Genomic DNA, 17,371 nt, shown 5'->3' on the forward strand with positions numbered 1-17,371 from the left:
CGGGGAGCGGGGGTCAGTGATGTGCCAGTGGATGGCGCCGCGACGCCCGGACAATCACCAGCCCGGCAATGCCGAGCGTGAGTGCCGTGAACTTGATCAGCGCGCACAGGGTTGCGGATAGGCTTACTTCATCGGTAGGCGGATTGAAATTGTTCAGCAGCAGCATGTTCTCCGCGCCATCGCTGAAGCCGGCTGCGACGAACAAGGCACGAATCCATCTTGCTACCATCCGCTCGCGAACCCCGGGCCGGTCTCGTGTGAAATGTCTCGTCAGATTTATCAGCGCCAGCATGTAGGCGGGGATGAACAGGAAGTCCAGCCACAGAGACACCCTTGCCCAGGCCACACCTTCGCTTCGCCAACTGCGAAGAATGGCGTGGGCCTGATCTGCGGTACCGGCCAACTGATAGCTGACGATACCCTGGGGTGCAGAAGCGGTCTGCAGTGGCTGGTTGACCATAAGCAGGGCGAAAAGCAGCACCGCCGCCACCACCAGGCTGGCTTTGAGGCTTTTAGGAAAGGCTGCCACTCCGTGTGCAGGGTCCATTACAGAAAACGCTCCAACAGGCTGTTAAGGTATCTTTGGCCCAGGTCGGTTGCCTGGAGTCGATCGCTTACCAGCAGCTTTTCATTCCGCAGTTGTTCAAGTTTTACTCCAACTGTTGTCAGGGGTAAACCCGTTCGCTCAGAAAAAAGGCTTTCATCCACTCCTTCTTTCAGTCTGAGGGCGTTCATCAGAAATTCCAGCGGCAGATCTTCCACCGCTATCGCATCAGATCCGGCCGTTCGGCTACCGATCCGGTTCAGGTAAGCTTCGGGCTGCCGGGTCTTCCAGTATCGCCTGATACTCCCGTCGGCCAGACTGATCTTGCCGTGGGCCCCAGCCCCAAGTGCCAGATAGTCTCCGAAGGTCCAGTAGTTCAGATTGTGGCGAGAGGCGCTTCCCTGGAGGCTCCAGGCCGAGACTTCGTAATCCTGGTAGCCCCTTCGATGCAGGAAGTCAGAACCCTGGCGATAGATGTCCCAGAGATGATCGTCGTCCGGCAGGTCTGGAGGGCGGCTGTAAAACTCGGTATTGGGCTCCAGGGTCAACTGATACCAGGACAGATGCGGTGGCTGGTAGTCCAGGGCCGTCTCAATGTCTTCGATGGCCTGCTCCGGAGTCTGGCCCGGCAGGCCGTGCATCAGGTCGATGTTGAAGTTATCGAAGCCGGCGCGGCGAGCGGCGCGTATGGCCCGGTGGGCGGCATCGGAGTCGTGAATACGCCCCAGGGCTTTAAGATGGTCGGGGTTGAAACTCTGGACCCCGATGGAGAGACGGTTTATTCCCGCTGCCCGAAAAGCGTCGAAGCGGCCGGCTTCGAGCGTGCCGGGATTGGCTTCCAGGGTAATTTCGGCATCTGTCGCGAAAGTAAGACGCGCCCGCAGTTCCCGGAACAGGCGATCGTAGAAGTCGCCGCTCATCAGGGACGGGGTGCCGCCTCCGATGAAAACGGTTTCTATTGGTCGATCGGTGGCAAAGGCCTGGTCCTGGTCGAGATCTTCGAGCAGAGCCTGCAGATAGGCGGATTCGGGGATAGTCCCGGTGAAAGCGTGGGAGTTGAAGTCGCAGTAGGGGCACTTCCGCACGCACCAGGGCACGTGAATGTAGAGGCTCAACGGCGGCCGAACCGCCGCTGGCTGATGATCTTCCCCGGGGCTGGTATTGCTCAACTGGCTCAGGCCTCGGCCTTCAGCTGATCCAGCAGAATCTTCAGGGCCCGTCCGCGGTGGCTGATGTTGCCTTTTTCGGCGCGAGACAGTTCCGCCGCGCTGCAGCCATGCTCTGGTGCCAGGAACACCGGGTCATAGCCAAAGCCGCCATCGCCTTGAGGGGATCTCAGGATCGAGCCCGGCCAGCGGCCATGGCAGATGATCGGGGTCGGGTCGTCGGCATGGCGCAGGTATACCAGCACACAGTGAAACTGGGCGCCCCGTTGCCCGTCCGGCACGCCAGCCATGGCGTCGAGCAGGGCGTCCAGATTGTCCCGGTCGGTTGCATCATCGCCGGCAAAGCGGGCGGAGCGCACGCCCGGGCGGCCCTCAAGCGCATCCACCGCCAGACCACTGTCGTCAGCGAGGGCTGGCAGCCCGGTTTCCCGGGCCGCGTGGCGTGCCTTGAGAATCGCGTTTTCTACAAAGGTAACCGCGGGCTCCTCGGCTTCACCGACACCCAGATCGCCCTGGGCAACCGGCGTCATCCCTAAAGGCGAGAGCAGTTCGGTCAACTCGGCGATTTTGCCCCTGTTATTGCTGGCGATGACAAGTCGGTTGGTCATATAGGCTTAATCGCTGAACAGTGTGTGAGCAAACCGTACCGCCAGGTCCTGCTGGTGTCCGGTAGGGCGTGCGGTAATATTGAAAGTCATCAGTTCGCCGGAGGAATACTGATACTCGGCAATAAAGTACACGGAGTCGCCCTCCTGAATGCGGCGGAACGCCAGGAACCGAACCTGCTGGACATCGTTGGTTACCTTGCCTTCAACCTGGCCACTCACCGGAGACATGGAGCCATCTTCGTTTTCCTCCATGATGGAGATATTGACGATGCCTATGCCCTTGCTCCGCTGCAGATTATTGGCCTGGGCGACTTCCGGAGCCAGGAAGGTGCTGGGCAGGACACTCCAGAGTACCTTGTAGTCTCCGAAATTCTTGGAGCCGGCCTGTGCCTGCAGGCTGAACAGACCAATCAGCGTGATTGCCAGCAGCGTACGGAATGTGGAAAAGGTTTTTGCGATCATTGCTAGGTCTCCCGTGTGATTCGGTAAATGGCAATTTCGCCCAACAAGTTCGGCCAGAGACGAGCCAGCCAGCTGTTCTGGTGCTGCCCGTCGACCACCCGGCGGCTTTTGATCCTGATGCCTTTCTGACGGCACAGTGCCTCAAAATCCTTGAAGGTGCACAACCTTATGTTGGGCGTGTTATACCATTTATACGGCAGTGCCTCGGATTCGGGCATACGACCGCTCAAAGTCAGTCCCCAGCGCAATCGCCAATGGGCAAAGTTGGGGAAGGTCACGATGCCTTCGCTGCCAACCCGCAGCATTTCATCCAGTACCCTGTCAGGACGCCGGACCGCCTGAAGCGCCTGGGTCATCAGAACAATATCGAAACTGCCATCTTCGAAGTTCCCCAGCCCCTGAGTGTCCAGGTTCTGTTCGATAACCGCCACCCCGCGTCCCATGCAGGCGGTGATGTGGTCCGGGTTTATCTCCAGGCCGAAGCCACTGGCACCCCGTTCCCGCTGGAGGAAATCAAGAAGAGTGCCATCGCCACAGCCCAGGTCCAGAACATGGTGGCCGGGCTGAACCCACTGCTGGATGATTTCGAGATCCGGTCTCATGCGCCGACCTCCCGTGCTACCCGGTCCATATAGGCATTAAAGATGTCAGTGTACCGCGGGGTCGGAATCAGAAATGCATCGTGTCCCCAGGGCGCGTCCACCTCGGCGTAGCTGACCTTCCTGCGCGCGCCAATCATGGCATTGACCATTTCTTCCGAGCGGGCCGGAGTGAAGCGCCAGTCGGTGCTGAATGACAACACCAGGTATTCGCAGTTGCCCGCTGCAAGGGCTTTGGAAAGGTCCCCGCCGTACTCATAGGCCGGATCAAAGTAATCGAGGGCCCGGGTCATCAGCAGATAGGTATTGGCGTCGAAAGACTCTGAAAAGCGCTCGCCCTGATAACGCAGATAGCTTTCAACCTGGAACTCCGCGTCATAGCCGAACTTGTAGGCCTGGTCTCGAAGTTCGCGGCCGAATTTCTCGCCCATGGACGCATCGGACAGGTAGGTGATGTGTCCGACCATCCGCGCCAGCATCAGGCCGCGTCGGGGAACGGTATCAAAGTCGTAGTAGCGACCATCGTGAAACTCCCGGTCCGAGGTGATGGCCTGGCGGGCCACTTCATTGAAAGCAATATTCTGGGCCGTTAGCCGGGGGGTGGAGGCAATGGCCACGGCGTGGCGCAGGCGATCCGGATAGTCCAGGCTCCACTGCAGGGCCTGCATGCCGCCCAGGGAGCCGCCCACAACGGCCGCCCAGCATTGAATGCCGAGCCGGTCTGCCAGCAGCGCCTGACTCTTGACCCAGTCGCCCACGGTGATAACCGGAAACTCCGGGCCAAACGGCTTTCCGGTTTCGGGATTGATACTGTTGGGGCCGGTGCTGCCGTGGCAGCCGCCCAGATTGTTCAGGCTGACAACAAAAAAACGATTGGTATCGATGGGTTTCCCGGGGCCGATACAGCTGTCCCACCAGCCAGGTTTGCGGTCCTCCGCAGAATGGTAGCCGGCCGCGTGGTGGTGGCCGCTCAAGGCATGGCAGATCAGAACGGCATTACTGGCTTCGGCGTTCAGGGTGCCGTAGGTTTCCACCACCAGGTCATAGTTTTCCAGGGACTGGCCGCAGGCCAGATCGATGGGAGCGTCGAAATGATAGGTCTGCGGGGAGACAATCCCGACAGAATCCGCAGGCAGGGTATCAGGCATCGGCGCGAATGGTTCCTGGTTCGATCCGTAAGTGTCTGGAAAAGCAATGACAAAGCCATCGCCAGCCCAGCAGTTTAAAGCCGGGGCGTGATGGCTGCAACCGCCTGAATGGTCGCGTTTGCTGCGCTTACACAGCGCCGGAGATGTTCACCACTTTTTGCTGGATCAGGGTAGGGGCCGGTTTGCGGATCTGGCGCTGCATCGCGTCTGCCAGTTCCAGTTGCCTGCGCAGGTCGGCAATGGTGTTGGTCAGGCGCTGACGCTCGGTGCGGCTGTCCTTGTCGTTTCGGACCATATCGCGAAGGCGCCGGATCTGGTGCTCCAGAAGCTGCTTCTGCTCCATGGAGTACTGCATGATCGGTAGCAGGGCTTCTGATGGCCAGCGTTCAACGTCCTGGCGTACACGGGCATGCAGTGTGCGGGCTTCGCCCACCATGACATTGAAAAAACGGCGAACCAGAACTGACTGCTCGGTGAGCAGATTCTTCGGGCTGATACGGAAGCGTCTCGCTTTCTTGCGCAACTCCCGGATGGCAATCACATGGCGACCTGCCCGAAGCGGGATGGGCTCAAGGTGACGGGCTCGGTTGTCTTCGTTATAGCGACGGTAAATCGCGCCCACCATTTTCTCGGCCAGGTGCCCTTCACTCAGAAGGTTGGTCAAGTCGCTTTCAAGCAGTTCGAAAAACTGGTCCATGGCGCGGTTCATGCCGGCAGTGGTCCAGCTCTTCGACATGCTGGTGCGCACCCGCTCTGCGTGGGCTTCGAACCGGTCTTCGCCCACCAGTTTTTTTAGCAGGTCGCCCTGGGAGTCCATCAGACGCCGGCTCGAGCGCAGGGTAATCAGCTTTTTGTAGTAGAAGTCGTAGTCTTTCTGGGCGCGTTCTGCGAGGCGGCCCAGCGCTGCCTTGTCCATGGTAACGCCCGCGCACGCCTGGAGTTCTTCCTCCAGGGATTCCAGGCGGTACTGCATCGCCGCCTGGCTGTTCTGGAGCATGCCGAGCAGGTCGTTGATCAGACTCTGGGTGATCAGCTGTTCCTTGTGCATGAGAATGCGCTGGATAATCAGCTGCTCAAGCTGGTTGATATTGGAACGGTCAAACAGCTCGTTGTCTTTCTTGACCCTCGCGACCAGTCCCTGCTTGGCAGAAACCGGGATAACATCGTGCTGGCGCATGCCCAGGTGGTCGGCCGTGTAACCGCGCACCCGCTCAATCGCCTCGTTGGTGTGGCGCTCGCCCTGGAGGTCATCCCAGAGCACGTCGATCTTGTTCAGCACGGCAAAGCGGCCGGCGCGATGATCTGCGTGCTGGGTGTCGATATGCTCTTTCCAGATGGTCATGTCGCTGGCCGTCACGCCGGTGTCGGCGCTCAGCACAAAGATCACGGCATGGGCGCGGGGCAGCATGCTGATGGTCAGCTCCGGCTCGGAGCCAAGGGCATTCAGGCCCGGAGTATCAAGGATCCGCAGGCCACGCTCGAACAGGGGGTGGCGGATGCTGATTTGGGCGTTACGCCAGGCAGGTACGAGTACATTGCCCGGATTGTTGCGATCATGCTCGAGCATGCCTTCGTCGAAACCGAGTGCGCGGGCTTCCTCTGGTGGCACACTCTTGACCCTGGCAACTTCCGCAAGCACCTCCCGCATGATCTCAGGATCGCGTTCATCCAGCTCATGTTTGACCCAGCGTTCCGGCTGCTTGCGCAGTTGCTGGAGGGACAGTTCGCCGTTACGGGTTTCGATAGGGAGCAGGAGCAGGTAGTTTTCATTGGCGCTGCGATCGAAGAACAGCTCGGTGGGGCACATGGTAGTGCGGCCCGCCTGGGACGGCAGCATGCGCTGGCCGTAATCGGAGAAGAACAGGGCGTTGATCAGTTCGGTTTTACCGCGGGAGTATTCGCCGACAAACGCAATGGTCAGCTCATCCTCGATCAGCAGCTCCAGCCCGTGGCGGATGCGGGTGCTGACATCATCGGAGAACAGGTTGTTATCCTGCAGCCACAGCCGGTACCGGCCGATCTGGCGGATAAGCTCTTTTTTCCAGTTGTGATAAGCCTCTACCTGCTGCGACAGAGTTCCCTGTTGGTTCATCGGATTTTCCTTCTGCGCGACTTCCTGGTATCCCGGTCAGGACGGGGTGCTCACGGGTGACGGATTAATTACCGTTAATACTATCCTGTTATTTCAAAGTTTGTGGCTGGGCCGGAGTGGAAGGATCGGCCAAGCTCGCCGAAAATGCAATAAAAAAGCTGCAAAATCAGTCATATGACTTTGCAGCTCGGGAATGATGGATTTCGTGGTTAAGTGTTACAGAGTGTATTTTTGAGACGGGGTTTACATACCGAGCCCGATGGAGCCGAGGCCTGCGGCCATTTTCATGTGCTCAATCACCACTGAAATCACGTTCAGAATCAGGAACACGATGATGGGTGACAGGTCCAGACCGCCCATCGAGGGCATGATATTGCGCACCGGGCGCATCACCGGCTCGGTGATCTGGGCCACCAGCTGGATGGCCGGATGGCCGCTGCCCGGCGCGATCCAGCTGACGACCACCACTGCAATAACCGACCAGAAATAGATCTTCACGATCAGATCCAGCACGTTCAGTACGGCCCAGACCAGTAGTGTGATCGGATTTATGGCGGGAATGCCGCCGTTCAGTGCCACCAGGATCAGGAAGAAGGTGATGCCCTGGATGATAACTGCAAGAACCAGCGAAGCTCCATCGAAACCGCCCAGGCCAGGAATGACACGCTGCAGCGGGCGCAGCGGTGGATTGGTTGCCTTGACCACGAACTGAGTGATGGGGTTATAGAAGTCTGCCCTGGCCAGTTGAAGCAGGAACCGAAGCAGCACAATGGTCAAGTAAAAGGTGGATGCGATGAGCAGGATGGTAATCAGAATGTCTGCCAGCATGAAGCCGTGTCTCCGTTATCGGTTACTGTTTGCCTGCCAGTTCTTTGGCCATTTCTTCCGAGCGCTCGAAGGCCGCCTTGTAGGCTTTGGCCACCAGATCGCGCATACCACCTTCCTCGAAGGTGTTTATGGCCTGCTCGGTGGTTCCGCCAGGAGACATCACATTGCGCTTGAGCTGGCCAGGATCGTGCTCGCTTCGACCGGCCATTTCCGCGGCTCCCGCCATGGTCTGGATGGCCAGCTCCCTGGCAGTTCCGGCGGCAATGCCAGCCTCGGTAGCCGCTTCCTCAAGCGCCTCAAGCATCAGGAAGAAATAGGCGGGTCCGCTGCCGGAGAGGGCGGTAACCGCGTGCAGCAGGTTTTCGTCCTCAACCCAGAGCGCAGAGCCGATGCTTTCGAACACCGATTCCACCATCTTCTTCTGCTTGTCTTTCACCTCTTTGTTGGCGAACAGGCCTGCAGCCCCTTTGCCGACCAGGGACGGTGTGTTAGGCATTACCCGAACCATGGGCAAGCCGCCGCCAAGCCAGCCGTCGAGTGTATCGGCTGTTAGACCGGCGGCAATGGATACCATCAGCGGGCGAGTGTTCTGGACCACTGGTGCAATGTCGCGACAGACATCGGCCATGACCTGGGGTTTCACCGCCAGAACCACCATGTCAGCCTGCTGGGCGCAGTACCGGTTGTCTGTGGTGACGCTTACGCCGAAGCGCTTGCGGATTGTCTGCAGGTGAGCGTCATCCGGTGCGCTGACCCAGATATTGCCGGCCTTGTAGCCGTTATCCAGCATACCGCCAATGATGGCGCTGGCCATGTTGCCGGCGCCAATAAAAGAAATGGTTGGTGATGTGCTCAAGGTTAACTCCCCGGTTGATCGATTAAACGTCCGGCCCTGATCATAGCAGGAACCGGCCGGTTCAGCTCTTTACTGGGCGTTTGCCGAATACGGCGGTGCCGACCCGTACCCAGGTGGCGCCTTCCGCAATCGCGACTTCCAGATCGCCGGACATGCCTATCGACAGCGTGTCGAGGGGGCCGGCGTCGGAATGGTCTGACCGCAGCTGTTTCAGGGTATTGGCAAGTTTCCGGAAACTGGCTCTCAATCCTGCTTCGGGCTGATCCGGATCCGGAATGGCCATCAGGCCTCGCAAGCTGAGGTTCGGCAATTCGCCGATTTCGGCCACCAGATCCGGCAACTCATCGAGAGTGCAGCCGGACTTGCTCTCTTCCTCATTAATATTGACCTGAAGGCAGACATTCAATGGCGGCAGCGCAGGATCCCGCTGTTCGCTGAGGCGACGGGCAATCTTGAGGCGGTCGACGCTGTGCACCCAGGAAAAGGCGGAGGCCAGCTGTCGCGTCTTGTTGGACTGGATTGGCCCGATGAAATGCCAGTCGACGCCCTCGAGATCTGCAAGCGCCTCGATCTTCTCGAGTGCTTCCTGGAGGTAGTTCTCACCGAAGGCCCGCTGCCCGGCAGCGAAGGCTTCCCGCAGGTCTTCGGGTGGTCGGGTTTTGCTGACGGCGAGCAAATGCACAGACTCTGGCGCACGGCCTGCCTGCAATGTTGCTTTTTGTATGCGTCGGGTTACGCTCCCGATGTTGTCTGCTATGCTGCTCATAGTGTGAGAATGCCACGCTCGGTCTGTCACTTGTACGGTGACACGTTACCCGCAGGTCACTGAAATGCCAAGTGAACCGCGCCGGGCCCCGCCGGGCGGAAGCTACCGGGATAAAAGAAAAAGCCTTCCGAGGATTCCTATGGATATTACTGAACTGCTTGCCTTTTCGGCGAAACAGGGTGCGTCTGACTTGCACCTCTCTGCCGGTTTGCCCCCGATGATTCGTGTTGATGGTGATGTACGCCGCATCAACCTGCCGCCCATGGAGCACAAAGAGGTCCACGGGCTTATCTACGACATCATGAACGACAAGCAGCGTAAGGACTACGAGGAATTCCTGGAAACCGACTTCTCCTTCGAAGTTCCGGGCGTCGCCCGTTTCCGTGTTAACGCCTTTAACCAGAACCGTGGCGCCGGCGCTGTGTTCCGGACCATCCCTTCCAAAGTTCTGACCATGGAAGACCTGGGTATGGGGCAGGTGTTCAAGGACGTGTCTTCAGTGCCCCGTGGTCTGGTACTGGTGACCGGCCCGACGGGCTCGGGTAAGTCCACCACGCTGGCGGCGATGATCGATTACATCAACGACAGCCGCTACGAACACGTTCTTACCATTGAAGACCCCATCGAATTCGTACACGACTCAAAGAAATGTCTGGTGAACCAGCGGGAAGTGCACCGGGATACTCTGGGTTTTAACGAAGCACTGCGCTCGGCCCTGCGGGAAGACCCCGACATCATCCTGGTTGGCGAGCTCCGGGATCTGGAAACCATCCGTCTGGCGCTGACGGCGGCTGAGACGGGCCACCTTGTATTTGGCACCCTGCACACCACCTCCGCCGCCAAAACCATTGACCGTGTGGTCGACGTTTTCCCGGCAGAGGAAAAGTCCATGGTGCGGTCGATGCTGTCGGAGTCCTTGCAGGCGGTTATTTCCCAGACGCTTATGAAGAAGATGGGCGGCGGCCGGATCGCGGCACACGAGATCATGATCGGTACGTCTGCGATCCGGAACCTTATTCGTGAAGACAAGATCGCGCAGATGTATTCGTCGATCCAGACCGGTGGCTCCCTCGGCATGCAGACATTGGATCAGTGCCTTGAGCGGCTGCTGCAGAAAGGGCTTATCTCCCGCGAAGCGGCGCGGGCGAAGGCCAAGATGCCGGATAACTTCTGACAAGGTGCGCTCGGCGCCAAACAGTGAAAATTGGGTAGAAAAATGGAATTCGAAAAACTGCTTCGGTTGATGGTGGAAAAGGGTGGCTCGGACCTGTTTATTACAGCGGGTGTGCCGCCGAGCATGAAGGTGAACGGGAAGGTTCTGCCGGTCACCAAGAACGCGTTGACGCCGGAGCAGACCAGGGAGTTCGTTTACGGCGCCATGAACGACAAGCAGCGCGCCGAATTCGAGGAAACCCATGAGTGTAACTTCGCAATCAGTGCCCGTGGCATTGGCCGTTTCCGGGTTTCCGCCTTTTTCCAGCGCAACCTGTGCGGGATGGTGCTGCGTCGGATCGAGGTAAAGATCCCGCAAATCGACGATCTGTCATTGCCAGAGGTGATTAAAGAACTGGCCATGACCAAGCGTGGTCTGATCATGTTCGTGGGCGCTACCGGTACCGGTAAGTCTACGTCCCTGGCGGCCATGCTCGGGCACCGTAACCGCAACAGCCGTGGCCACATCATTTCCATCGAAGACCCGATCGAATTCGTGCACCAGCATCAGGGTTGCATTGTCACCCAGCGCGAGGTGGGCATTGATACCGAGAGCTTCGAAGTAGCCCTCAAGAACACCCTGCGGCAGGCGCCCGACGTTATTCTGATTGGTGAGGTTCGTACCCGGCAGACCATGGAGTACTCGGTACAGTTTGCCGAAACCGGTCACCTGTGCCTGGCGACTCTGCACGCCAACAACGCCAACCAGGCGCTGGACCGGATTATCCAGTTCTTCCCGCCGGAACAGCATAACCAGATCTGGATGGACCTGTCCCTGAACCTCAAGGCGATCGTCGCCCAGCAGCTGGTCCCAACGCCAGACGGCAAGGGCCGCAAGGCGGTTATTGAGGTGCTGATCAATACCCCTCTGGTGTCAGACCTGATTCGTAAAGGTGAGGTGCATCGTTTGAAGGAACTGATGGCCAAATCCAACGAATCCGGCATGCAGACCTTCGACCAGGCGCTTTATCACCTGTATGCAGAGGGTTCGATTACCTACGAGGATGCCCTGGCTCACGCAGATTCTGCCAACGATCTGCGCCTGATGATCAAGCTGGGCGCGGATGCCCAGGGAGCCGACAAGCTGTCTTCCTCGGTTGACAAGCTTTCGATCCAGGATGACTGATGGCTGCAAGGTCATAAGACGTTAGTCGTAGAAAGTTAGGGCCCCGAACCGTTAGGAATGGCATTTGAGGCCAATAAGGGGTGGTGCGTATACTCCGCGCGATTCAACAAGGAGATACCATGCGCCACCGTTCTTCAATGCTTGCACGAGCTGTACGTCTTATCACCCTCGCGGCGCTCGCCGCACCTGCCTCTGCCCTGGCAGGCGGCTTTTCCCTCAATGAGCAGAGCGCCAGTGCGATGGGCACCGCTAATGCCGGTGCTGCCGCCAATCCCGAAAATGCGACCACGGTTCTTTTCAACCCCGCCGGCATGAGCCAGTTGTCGGGCACAAATATTTCGTTTGGTGCTGCCGTTCTGGATATTGATGCTGAGGCCAGCGATGACAGCGCCCAGGCGGTAAACCAGCTAGGCCAGCCTGGTTCAGGTTCAGGAGGCGGGGATATTGCTGATCCTGCGGTCTTGCCGAATTTCTATCTCACTCATGAAGTCAGCGAATCCATTGATGTGGGTTTCGGCATACACGCGCCCTACGGATTGGCGGCGGATTACGAAGACGATTTTGCCGGCCGATACTTTGCTGATGAAACCGAGTTGACGGTTATTGCCTTTACGCCCTCGATCTCTGTCAGTAATGGGGAAGGGCTGTCGATGGGTGCCGGAATCAACCTGATGTATGCGGAAGGCAAACTGACCAGGTTCCTGGATAACTCAGCAGCCAGTTTTGCAGTAACCGGGGGAGCCGATCCGGCGTTTTATAACGAAGGGTATGCTGATATTGAAGGTGATGATATCGGTGTGACTTTCCGGGTCGGCTTTTTGTATGAGCTCTCGAACAGAACCCAGTTTGGTCTCAGCGCCCAGACCGGTACTGAGCTGAATTTGAAGGGCGATGCCAAGCTGAGTAACTTTGTTGATCCAGCCAATGGTGTTGTCACGCCCACCAACGCCTTCGAAAAAGTGGAGGTGCCGCTTGCGATTCCCGAGAGCGTAACGCTTGGTGCAAGGCATAAGCTGACCAACCAGGTAACCCTGCTGGCCGGGGCGACCTACGCCAAGTGGAGTCGCTTTGAAGAGCTGGATATTGTCAGTCGTGAGGCTGGTGGCGAGATTACCGGGGCCCCTCAGGAGGGCGCCATTCTCAGTCACGTAACCGAGAAGTGGCAAAATACCTGGCAGTTCAACGTTGGGGCAATCTGGCAGGCATCACCAGAATGGGCTTTCAAAACCGGTTATGCGTTTGATGAATCTCCGGTCAACGAGAATTTTGTGACTGCCAGGATTCCCTCCAATGACCGTCATTGGTTGACCCTCGGAGCGCAATGGGCTGACGCGCAGAGTGGTTGGGCCGTTGATGTGGCTGCGGGCACACTGATCTTCGATGGCGATGCGCAAGTCAATGAAAGAAACTACCAGCATGAGAATCCCACGCAGGTTGCTGAGCTGCGGCCCGGTCTGGAAGATCCAAGCAATTACCGCGGTAGCTATGATTTGAGCGCCTGGAGTGCTGCGATCGAGGTAAGCAAGTCCTTCTAAACCCTCGAGAATCTGGCAGGCTGCAGGCCGGTCAGCCAACCACCTGGCCACGGTAGATGACTTTCTTCTTCCGTGGCGGGTCGATCTGTCCCTCCTCGTCCTGTTCCGCTGATGAGGGCGGCGCATCGGCAATGACCTGGCCTCGATAGTTACGCTTGAGGCCGTCATCTTCTTCCTCGGGCTCAATATTGAGCTGTGGAACCCGTTCTTTGAGGGTCTCCCAGACACGAGTCAGCTGACTGGAGCGTGTTTTTCGCGCGTAATCGGCCAGCTGTTGTTCCAGATGCTCTTCCGTGAGGTGCAGTTTGACGCCGAATTCCGTGTGAATCAGGCGGCGGCACTGGTGAACCAGTTTCAGCACGCTGGGGTCCAGCAGCCAGCTACGTTCAGATGCCAGAGAAGTCATGGTATGAGCCTCGGAGATGAAATGTCACAACCTGGCGCTGCCCGGAGTGTCTGATGGGGTAGCGCCGACTCTGGAATCGTAGCGAATATCGTGCCGTAACGGCGGAAGAATTGGCCGGCGTTGGCGCCTCTGCGACTTGGCGGCAAGTCACGAAAGCTGAGAGCGGGTTCAGTGTTTAAAAGTGTGAGTGTTTTCGGTGCGTTTAAGGGCGTCCATGCCCTGTTTTGGGGTGCGTTAGTGTGCTTCGTCCCAGTTGTCACCGGCGCCGGCTTCCACCAGCAGGGGAACATCCAGTTCCGCGGCTGCCGACATGCGCTTTTCCAGTCCCGCCCGAATCTTGTCGAGTGCCGATTCCTTCACTTCCAGGATCAGTTCATCATGAACCTGCATGGTCATGCGGGCTTCATCGGCGTGCTCTTTTAGCAGCCAGTTCTCCACATCCACCATGGCTCGCTTGATGATGTCTGCCGCAGTACCCTGCATCGGGGCGTTGATAGCGGTTCGCTCCGCAGCCTGCTGCAGCTGTTTGTTGCGGGCGTTTATTTCTGGCAGGTACAGGCGCCGTCCGAAGAGCGTCTCCACGAAACCGTCGTCATGGGCCTGTTTGCGGATGTTGTCCATGTATTTAAGAACGCCGGGATAGCGTTCGAAATAACGATCGATGTATTCCTGGGCGAGTTTGCGCTCAACGTCCAGTTGCCGCGAAAGGCCAAAGGCGGACATGCCGTAGATCAGGCCGAAGTTGATGGCCTTGGCGCTCCGACGCTGGTCTGAGGACACATCGTCAAGGCTGACCCCGAATACTTCCGATGCCGTTGCCTTGTGAATGTCTTCGCCCTTCTCAAACGCTTTAAGCAGTCCTTTGTCTCCCGAGAGATGGGCCATGATCCGAAGCTCGATCTGAGAGTAGTCGGCAGCGACGAGCTTGTATCCCTCGGGTGCAATAAAGGCCTGCCGTATACGGCGTCCCTGTTCGCTCCTGATGGGGATATTCTGCAGGTTGGGTTCCGACGAGGACAGTCGACCGGTAGCAGTGACAGCCTGATGGTAGGACGTGTGTACCCGGCCGGTACGATGGTGAATCAGCTCTGGCAGCGTGTCGGTGTAGGTCGACTTCAGCTTGCTCAGGCTTCGGTGCTCAAGAATCAGGCGCGGCAGTTCGTGTTCGTGTGCCAGTTCCTGAAGCACCGGCTCCGCTGTTGACGGCGCGCCCTTTGGGGTTTTCTTGATGACCGGCAGCCCCATTTTGTCGTAGAAGATCGCCTGCAGTTGCTTGGTGGAGCCCAGGTTGAAGGTTTCCCCGGCCACTTCATGGGCCTCTTCTTCCAGCTCCGCCATGCGCTCCGCCAGTTCCTGGCTGTGCTGGCGCAGAGTGCTCGCGCTGATGAGGGTGCCACGCTGCTCCATTCGCGACAGTACCGGCACCAGGGGTAAATCGATATCTTCGTACACAGCGGCCAGTTTTCCGGTTTCTTTCAGCTTCGGTCGCAGGGTCTGGTGCAGGCGCAGGGTAATGTCCGCATCTTCGGCGGCGTAGGGCGCCGCTTTTTCAAGGTCAATTTGGTTGAAAGTGAGCTGTTTCGCGCCTTTCCCCGCAATGGACTCAAAGCTGGTGGTCTTCTCGCCGAGGTAGTACATGGCGAGGCTGTCCATATCGTGCCGCGTGGCCACAGAGTTCAGAACGTAGGATTCCAGCATGGTGTCTTCGGCAATGCCCTCCAGGGTAATGCCGTGGTTGGCCAGTACGTTTTTGTCGTACTTCAGATTCTGGCCGACCTTTGCCAGGTCGGGGTTCTCCAGCAGTGGTTTAAGCTGGTCCAGAACCTGATCACGATCCAGCTGCTCGGGCGCGCCCATGTAGTCGTGCCCCAGCGGGACATAGGCGGCTTCGCCAGGCGTTATGGCAAAGGAGACGCCTACGATTTCGGCGTCCATGTAGCGCAGGCTGGTGGTCTCTGTGTCGAAGGCAAACAGCTCTGCCGACTTAAGGCGCTCCAGCCACTGATCCAGTTGTTTCTGGTCGGTGACAATGCTGTAGTCTTTCTTGCCGGTTTCCGGTTTGGGATTCTCATCGCCGGCTTGAGCGTTGCCGGAAGATGAAGTGTCTCCCTCTTCCAGTTCGGCAATCCAGCTGCGGAGTTCATATTCCTTGAACAGTTCGAGCAATTGCTGGTCGTCCTGCTCCCGGAGTTTCAGATCTTCCAGACCGAAATCCAGTTCCACGTCGGTGCGGATGGTAGCCAGTTCACGGCTCAGGGGCAGGGTTTCCGTCGCTTCCCGCAGGTATTCACCGATCTTGCCCTTGATGTCATCGGCGTGTTCGATGACGTTGTCCAGGTTATCGTAGCTCTGCAGCCATTTGACCGCGGTTTTCGGGCCGCACTTGTTGACGCCGGGGATGTTATCCACCTTGTCGCCCACCAGGGCCAGGTAGTCGACAATCTGCTCCGGAGTAACGCCGAATTTCTCCACCACGCCGTCCCGGTCCATCCGGGTCTCGGTCATGGTGTTGATGAGCGTGACATGATCGCTGACCAGTTGTGCCATGTCCTTGTCGCCGGTGGAGACCACCACATCGATGCCCTTGCTGGTTGCTTCGTTGGCAAGGGTGCCGATCACGTCGTCGGCCTCAACGCCTGTCACCGTCAGCAGCGGCAGCCCCATGGCCTTTACGATCTCGTGAATGGGCTCGATCTGGCAGGCGAGATCCTCCGGCATGGGAGGTCGGTTGGCCTTGTACTCTTCATAGAGATCATGTCGGAAGGTTTTGCCCTTGGCGTCGAACACCACCACCATCTTGGACCCGGGAAAATCCTGCTCCAGGCGACGGATCATGCTGATCACGCCCTTGATGGCTCCGGTCGGATGATCCTTGCTTGTGGTGAGTGGTGGAAGTGCATGATAAGCGCGGAAAAGATAGGACGATCCGTCCACAAGAACCACAGGTGGTGTGTTTTTGCTGGTCATGTCAAAACAGGTCCGGAATCTGATTGAAGCGTGGGTTGGCTTATGCAACTCTGTACTGAAATCGATGGACGAAAGGGTATCACGAAAATGAAACGAATCGCCTGTCCGGCTTTGTTGCTCGCCTGTCTGCCTCTGGCTGCCCTGGCTCAGGACGAGGGCGCTCTGGATGAGACACCGGTGGTAACTCCCGAAGAGCCTGTGGTGATCTCGGATTACCAGCCTGCGGGCCAGGGTCCCGAGATTGTTATTCGCCCGGGCGAGCAGGAAGTGTTCTACGAATACCGGGTCAACGGACAGCTGATGGAAATTAAAGTTGTGCCGGAAGTTGGACCGGAGTACTACCTGGTGCCGGCGGATGGGGGCGGTTGGATCCGGGAAACCGATTCCGACATGCTGGTGCCCAGTTGGGTGATATTCCGCTGGTAAATCGTAATCAGATCAGATCCACGGTGACCGGCGTTGAGCGCCGGCTTTCCAAACCTTCGATATCTACCGTGGTGATGGCGAATTCGTACGCCCCGGGCGACATCTCGGCCAGTGAAAGCCTTGTTTTGGCAGAGCTTTCAATAAGGATTACGTTGTAGTTTTCCTGGTGTCTGAGGCGGTAGTAAATCCTGAATTCCGCAATCTCCCCCAGTGCCAGAGAGGAGCCGTCTTCCCGGGTCAGCGGAGCTGTCCATGTCAATTCCCTCGGCTCAGTGGCTGTATCTCCGGATTTGTGGGCCTGCCCCAGCGTCGTCATCAGCCCGTCGGTCGCCTTGTCCAATCGCGAATTAGCAATTTCAGCAGCCCGGTCAGAGCTGGTGCTGGTGGCGCGGGAATCTTCTTGGCAAGCAGCAAGTAGGAAAGACGCGGCAATCAACGGCAAAAGAACCAGGGAGACGCGTGGATGTCCGGGCTTATTAGGGATCATGGTTACTCGCATACGGGCCTGATCGAGGCCTTTGTTGATTAAGCGTATGGAGCCTGAATAAAACGGGGAGACGGGCTTCTTTGACAGCCACGCATTATGCCAGCCGGGTTTTCAGGATCAAGTGAATAATCCGTAAAAGCCCT

General features: G+C 58.0%; 17 protein-coding genes. 4 read left to right on the plus strand and 13 right to left on the minus strand.

The genetic code is table 11. From position 1 onward, the window contains the following. Nucleotides 1-13 precede the first annotated feature (13 nt). The 10 genes from ACWJ62_RS17895 to ACWJ62_RS17940 form a co-directional block, all read right to left on the minus strand. The gene (locus ACWJ62_RS17895) at nt 14-547 is read right to left on the minus strand and encodes a hypothetical protein (protein ID WP_148607536.1); all 534 of its coding nucleotides are present in this window, start codon (nt 545-547) and stop codon (nt 14-16) included. Next, on the minus strand, nt 547-1,713 hold the full coding sequence (gene hemW, locus ACWJ62_RS17900; protein WP_449287416.1) for a radical SAM family heme chaperone HemW: 1,167 nt from the start codon (nt 1,711-1,713) through the stop codon (nt 547-549). The genes ACWJ62_RS17895 and hemW overlap by 1 nt, the downstream gene beginning before the upstream one ends. A 5-nt stretch (nt 1,714-1,718) precedes the next feature. Further along, entirely contained in the window at nt 1,719-2,318 is a 600-nt protein-coding gene (rdgB, locus tag ACWJ62_RS17905; protein ID WP_449287417.1) for an RdgB/HAM1 family non-canonical purine NTP pyrophosphatase, read from the minus strand. A gap of 6 nt (nt 2,319-2,324) precedes the next feature. Continuing rightward, nucleotides 2,325-2,780, minus strand: coding sequence for a DUF4426 domain-containing protein (locus ACWJ62_RS17910; RefSeq protein WP_449287418.1), 456 nt, complete (start codon nt 2,778-2,780; stop codon nt 2,325-2,327). A 2-nt stretch (nt 2,781-2,782) separates the two neighbouring features. Continuing rightward, nucleotides 2,783-3,382 carry a methionine biosynthesis protein MetW gene (gene metW, locus ACWJ62_RS17915; RefSeq protein ID WP_008174176.1) on the minus strand — a complete coding sequence of 200 codons (600 nt, stop codon included), beginning with the start codon at nt 3,380-3,382 and terminating at the stop codon, nt 2,783-2,785. Continuing rightward, nucleotides 3,379-4,527 (minus strand): homoserine O-succinyltransferase MetX, encoded by a 1,149-nt coding sequence (metX, locus tag ACWJ62_RS17920; RefSeq protein WP_449287419.1) that lies wholly within the window; start codon nt 4,525-4,527, stop codon nt 3,379-3,381. The genes metW and metX overlap by 4 nt, the downstream gene beginning before the upstream one ends. A gap of 127 nt (nt 4,528-4,654) precedes the next feature. Next, on the minus strand, nt 4,655-6,619 hold the full coding sequence (locus ACWJ62_RS17925) for a dynamin family protein (RefSeq protein ID WP_449287420.1): 1,965 nt from the start codon (nt 6,617-6,619) through the stop codon (nt 4,655-4,657). 243 nt (nt 6,620-6,862) lie between these two features. Beyond that, a complete protein-coding gene (locus ACWJ62_RS17930) occupies nt 6,863-7,447 on the minus strand; it encodes a YggT family protein (protein WP_008174183.1) in 585 nt (194 codons plus the stop codon). A gap of 22 nt (nt 7,448-7,469) precedes the next feature. Beyond that, the gene (gene proC, locus ACWJ62_RS17935; RefSeq protein WP_449287421.1) at nt 7,470-8,303 is read right to left on the minus strand and encodes a pyrroline-5-carboxylate reductase; all 834 of its coding nucleotides are present in this window, start codon (nt 8,301-8,303) and stop codon (nt 7,470-7,472) included. 61 nt (nt 8,304-8,364) lie between these two features. Next, entirely contained in the window at nt 8,365-9,069 is a 705-nt protein-coding gene (locus ACWJ62_RS17940) for a YggS family pyridoxal phosphate-dependent enzyme (RefSeq protein WP_449287422.1), read from the minus strand. A gap of 139 nt (nt 9,070-9,208) precedes the next feature. On the opposite strand from ACWJ62_RS17940, the gene ACWJ62_RS17945 reads away from it, so the two are divergent. The 3 genes from ACWJ62_RS17945 to ACWJ62_RS17955 all read left to right on the plus strand — a co-directional run bounded on the left by ACWJ62_RS17945 (nt 9,209) and on the right by ACWJ62_RS17955 (nt 12,942). Next, entirely contained in the window at nt 9,209-10,243 is a 1,035-nt protein-coding gene (locus ACWJ62_RS17945; protein ID WP_148607526.1) for a type IV pilus twitching motility protein PilT, read from the plus strand. A 42-nt stretch (nt 10,244-10,285) separates the two neighbouring features. Beyond that, nucleotides 10,286-11,407 carry a PilT/PilU family type 4a pilus ATPase gene (locus ACWJ62_RS17950; RefSeq protein ID WP_088558221.1) on the plus strand — a complete coding sequence of 374 codons (1,122 nt, stop codon included), beginning with the start codon at nt 10,286-10,288 and terminating at the stop codon, nt 11,405-11,407. Nucleotides 11,408-11,526: 119 nt separating this feature from the next. Beyond that, nucleotides 11,527-12,942 carry an OmpP1/FadL family transporter gene (locus ACWJ62_RS17955; protein ID WP_449287423.1) on the plus strand — a complete coding sequence of 472 codons (1,416 nt, stop codon included), beginning with the start codon at nt 11,527-11,529 and terminating at the stop codon, nt 12,940-12,942. A gap of 31 nt (nt 12,943-12,973) precedes the next feature. On the opposite strand, the gene ACWJ62_RS17960 is transcribed toward ACWJ62_RS17955, so the two are convergent. Continuing rightward, nucleotides 12,974-13,348, minus strand: coding sequence for a hypothetical protein (locus ACWJ62_RS17960; RefSeq protein ID WP_449287424.1), 375 nt, complete (start codon nt 13,346-13,348; stop codon nt 12,974-12,976). A gap of 234 nt (nt 13,349-13,582) precedes the next feature. Then, nucleotides 13,583-16,315: a DNA polymerase I gene (gene polA, locus ACWJ62_RS17965; protein ID WP_449287425.1), complete on the minus strand. Its 2,733-nt coding sequence runs from the start codon at nt 16,313-16,315 to the stop codon at nt 13,583-13,585. Nucleotides 16,316-16,402: 87 nt separating this feature from the next. Between polA and ACWJ62_RS17970 the strand changes: the two genes are divergently transcribed. Then, nucleotides 16,403-16,741 (plus strand): DUF2782 domain-containing protein, encoded by a 339-nt coding sequence (locus ACWJ62_RS17970; RefSeq protein ID WP_449287426.1) that lies wholly within the window; start codon nt 16,403-16,405, stop codon nt 16,739-16,741. Between the two features lie 7 nt (nt 16,742-16,748). Here ACWJ62_RS17970 and ACWJ62_RS17975 read toward each other — a convergent pair whose 3' ends face one another. Continuing rightward, on the minus strand, nt 16,749-17,228 hold the full coding sequence (locus ACWJ62_RS17975) for a fibronectin type III domain-containing protein (protein WP_449287427.1): 480 nt from the start codon (nt 17,226-17,228) through the stop codon (nt 16,749-16,751). Nucleotides 17,229-17,371 lie beyond the last annotated feature (143 nt).

It is taken from the genome of Marinobacter sp. PE14, from assembly GCF_053566155.1.

Bases quoted from the DNA above. Each gene is read 5' to 3' on its own strand.
- ACWJ62_RS17895 (WP_148607536.1), bottom strand. From the start codon at position 547: ATGGACCCTGCACACGGAGTGGCAGCCTTTCCTAAAAGCCTCAAAGCC.
- rdgB (WP_449287417.1), bottom strand. From the start codon at position 2,318: ATGACCAACCGACTTGTCATCGCCAGCAATAACAGGGGCAAAATCGCC.
- ACWJ62_RS17910 (WP_449287418.1), bottom strand. From the start codon at position 2,780: ATGATCGCAAAAACCTTTTCCACATTCCGTACGCTGCTGGCAATCACG.
- metW (WP_008174176.1), bottom strand. From the start codon at position 3,382: ATGAGACCGGATCTCGAAATCATCCAGCAGTGGGTTCAGCCCGGCCAC.
- metX (WP_449287419.1), bottom strand. From the start codon at position 4,527: ATGCCTGATACCCTGCCTGCGGATTCTGTCGGGATTGTCTCCCCGCAG.
- ACWJ62_RS17925 (WP_449287420.1), bottom strand. From the start codon at position 6,619: ATGAACCAACAGGGAACTCTGTCGCAGCAGGTAGAGGCTTATCACAAC.
- ACWJ62_RS17930 (WP_008174183.1), bottom strand. From the start codon at position 7,447: ATGCTGGCAGACATTCTGATTACCATCCTGCTCATCGCATCCACCTTT.
- ACWJ62_RS17940 (WP_449287422.1), bottom strand. From the start codon at position 9,069: ATGAGCAGCATAGCAGACAACATCGGGAGCGTAACCCGACGCATACAA.
- ACWJ62_RS17945 (WP_148607526.1), top strand. From the start codon at position 9,209: ATGGATATTACTGAACTGCTTGCCTTTTCGGCGAAACAGGGTGCGTCT.
- ACWJ62_RS17950 (WP_088558221.1), top strand. From the start codon at position 10,286: ATGGAATTCGAAAAACTGCTTCGGTTGATGGTGGAAAAGGGTGGCTCG.
- ACWJ62_RS17955 (WP_449287423.1), top strand. From the start codon at position 11,527: ATGCGCCACCGTTCTTCAATGCTTGCACGAGCTGTACGTCTTATCACC.
- ACWJ62_RS17960 (WP_449287424.1), bottom strand. From the start codon at position 13,348: ATGACTTCTCTGGCATCTGAACGTAGCTGGCTGCTGGACCCCAGCGTG.
- polA (WP_449287425.1), bottom strand. From the start codon at position 16,315: ATGACCAGCAAAAACACACCACCTGTGGTTCTTGTGGACGGATCGTCC.
- ACWJ62_RS17970 (WP_449287426.1), top strand. From the start codon at position 16,403: ATGAAACGAATCGCCTGTCCGGCTTTGTTGCTCGCCTGTCTGCCTCTG.
- ACWJ62_RS17975 (WP_449287427.1), bottom strand. From the start codon at position 17,228: ATGATCCCTAATAAGCCCGGACATCCACGCGTCTCCCTGGTTCTTTTG.